We start from the raw sequence: 2,926 nt of genomic DNA, 5'->3' as shown, positions 1-2,926 counted from the left end.
TAGTGCTATCGGGAAAAATTAGGTTCAGCAACTACCGGAAACTGTTCAAAGTTCCGACGTACCCAATCCATTCCGACTTCATTGTTCAATTTGATTCGCTGCGGTGTGTTGGGATAAATATGACTCAAGATTTTGGCATCCTGCTCTACGACTACATTAACCAGCTTGAGCAGGTTACGCTTTAGTAGATGAGCGATCGGCGCGTGTGCCTGCATGTACATCAACACAAACACGCGCGATCGTTGAGCCGATTCTGGTAGATAAAAGTGGCATTCCTTCAAACTCAGGAGTTTGTTATCCCCATGCATTATCCCCATGAAGGGAAAGTAGTTTTCCAGGTGTGCTTCCAGCACCTTAGGAAGTGCTAGCTGTGCTGGATTCTTTAAAATCTCCCGCAGCATTGGTTGTTTTCGCAGTTGAGCCAAATAAGCGTGAGAATGTAGACCTGCATCAATAAATTGCTTGACCTCCACTTCCTCAATCTCAAACAGTTCCCGGTGCGTGCCGTTTTGATGATTGTAGTCATGCATATTTAGCAGCAAACTCAAAATATCAGTGGGAATGCTGAGATCGCCAGTCACTCCGATAAATTGATACTCGGCTGCGATCGTGTTCATCAGTTCTGGAATGGGAATTTTTGGTTCATACCCTCCATAGGTCCAGATGAAATCACCTTGAATTACCAGTTCCAGGGGTTGCAGCAGCGATTTTGTTGATTTGTTACCGGGTAAGACCGTGCAGCCAGCGCGATCGAAGGCTAGCGCATGAAACGGACAGACAACTGCGCTACTACCCTCAGATTGAGGCACACACCAGCCCTCTGAGAGCATTGCGCCCATGTGAGGACAGGCATTGGGCAATGCTTGAATCCTGCCCTGCGGGTCCTGCCAGAGCACATAATCCTCGTCCAATAGCGAAAATTTCCTGGGCTGATTGGGCTTCAGCATTGAACGGTGTGCCAACAGCCAAGGTGAGCCTTGCAAACGTTCCATACGGTTTAACATTAACTGACTAATTAATTAGTTAGCTTACCAATCGCTCAAGCAAACGTCAATTCACGAATTGGTCCTCTCTGCTAAGATGACGGTTGATCACGCAAGGGACGGATAGCAGTGGGTCGATCGGGACGAGGAGCTAAGTCAGTTCGCGTTGTGCGAGATGCCGCCGCAACTCAGCAGCAAATTCTTGATGCCGCTGAACAAGAATTTGCCCGACATGGCTTAAAGGGTGCGCGCATGAGTGCGATCGCTGACGGTGCCGAAGTCACATCTGCAACGCTGCACTACTATTTCGAGACCAAAGAGAATCTCTACAAAGCCGTCCTTCAGCGTCCTGTGAATGAGGTGCAAGCGGTCTTGATGCAGCAAAATTTCGAGACGCTATCTCCTGAAGAGGCACTGAAGCAGATCATTCGCATCGCGATCGCCAACGAAGCCGCCAACCCCCAGCGACAAATGCTGTGGTTTCAAGAATCTAGCCAGAATGGAGGAGCCTATTTCAAGGAATGCAATGTTTTAACCCTGCACGAACATCTGCTTAAGGTTCTGGAACGCGGCATGGCAGAAGGCAATTTCCGCTCTCTCAAACCCTTTTTGGCGCTGACCCACATCCTGAGTGTTTGCTTGTTCTACTTCACCGTGCATGGAAATTGGAAGCACTTAACCCCAGACCTCGATCGTCTGAGTCCCGAGATGATCGAAGAACATACGGAGGAGGCGATCGAGTTTATTCTGGCAGGGGTTAGACAAAAGGGGTTGACGAGAAACCAAGAATGAGTGTCGATCGCAAACGTGAATCTCAGTCAGGTTTCTAACGACAGCAAATATTAGATGTAGAAGCGGTCAGATAATTCAGTCAGATAATTCAACAAAGAATCATTTCATGGCCAACGTGGGCAGTCGTAAACAGCGACACAACTCGAATAATTTGTGTGATGTGATCGAATTCGTTCTCCAGGCAGCATCCTCAGGCGGCTACACCTGCCGATCGCCGGCTCTCCATTACCTCCACCTCCCGTGACTTACTACCGCCTCGCACCCTTTATTCAAGAATTTATCTACAGCCAAGGCTGGACCGATTTGCGACCCGTACAGGTCGAAGCGTGCCGCGTTGTGTTCGACACAGACGCCCATCTGTTGATTGCGGCAGGAACGGCTTCCGGCAAAACCGAAGCTGCCTTTCTCCCGGTGCTGACGCGGCTGCACGAAGACCCACCCGCGACTGTTGGCGCGCTGTACATTGGTCCGATCAAAGCGTTAATTAACGATCAGTTCGATCGCCTTACCGATCTGCTGAAACACGCGCAAATTCCCGTGTGGGCTTGGCATGGCGATGTCACTCAGGGACAGAAACAGCGATTGCTCAAAACGCCTAAAGGAATTTTGCAAATTACCCCAGAGTCGCTAGAGAGCCTGCTCATTAACAAGCGAGCGGACCTGACCCGACTGTTTGGCGATCTGCGATTTGTCATCATCGATGAAATTCATGCCTTTATTGGTTCCGAGCGCGGAGCGCAAATTCTCTGTCAGCTATCGCGGCTTGCCCACCTGACCGGAAGTCAGCCGCGCCGCATTGGGCTATCTGCTACGCTGGGCGACTACGGCATGGCAGAAGACTGGCTGAGATCGGGCGACGATCGTCCCGTAATTACGCCGCAGCTTCCTGCCAATCAGCGGACGCTGCATCTGGCGATCGAGCACTTCTACGACCCAAAACTCGTGGTGCGAGCACAGGGCGACTCTCGTGACGCTGCATTCCATCCTTATCACCTGCACTTGTTCAATCAAACTCAGGGGCGCAAGTGCCTAATTTTCGCGAACGGACGATCGCAGACCGAAAGCATCATTGCTACCCTACGGCAAATCGCCAGCGCCAAACATCTGCCCGATGTCTACCACGTTCACCACGGCAGCATTTCGGCTCCGCT

Annotated in this window: 3 protein-coding genes; 2 read left to right on the top strand and 1 reads right to left on the bottom strand. The window is 50.8% G+C overall.

The features are described from left to right. Positions 1-5: 5 nt before the first annotated feature. Entirely contained in the window at positions 6-992 is a 987-nt protein-coding gene (locus tag H6F43_RS00265) for a Rieske 2Fe-2S domain-containing protein (RefSeq protein WP_190340039.1), read from the bottom strand. A gap of 120 nt (positions 993-1,112) precedes the next feature. On the opposite strand from H6F43_RS00265, the gene H6F43_RS22865 reads away from it, so the two are divergent. Next, on the top strand, positions 1,113-1,775 hold the full coding sequence (locus H6F43_RS22865) for a TetR/AcrR family transcriptional regulator (protein WP_347272349.1): 663 nt from the start codon (positions 1,113-1,115) through the stop codon (positions 1,773-1,775). 240 nt (positions 1,776-2,015) lie between these two features. Continuing rightward, positions 2,016-2,926 (top strand): DEAD/DEAH box helicase (locus H6F43_RS00255; protein ID WP_190340038.1); only part of this gene is annotated, 911 nt, incomplete at its 3' end.

It is taken from the genome of Leptolyngbya sp. FACHB-36 (assembly GCF_014695955.1).
In the GTDB taxonomy this organism is placed as follows: Bacteria; Cyanobacteriota; Cyanobacteriia; order Leptolyngbyales; family Leptolyngbyaceae; genus FACHB-36.
The sequence above is the reverse complement of the archived record's forward strand: the minus strand, read 5'-3'. Positions and strand labels throughout refer to the sequence as shown.

What these genes read in the sequence shown, in the direction of transcription:
- H6F43_RS00265 (WP_190340039.1), bottom strand. Translation starts at nt 992, where the DNA reads ATGGAACGTTTGCAAGGCTCACCTTGGCTGTTGGCACACCGTTCAATG.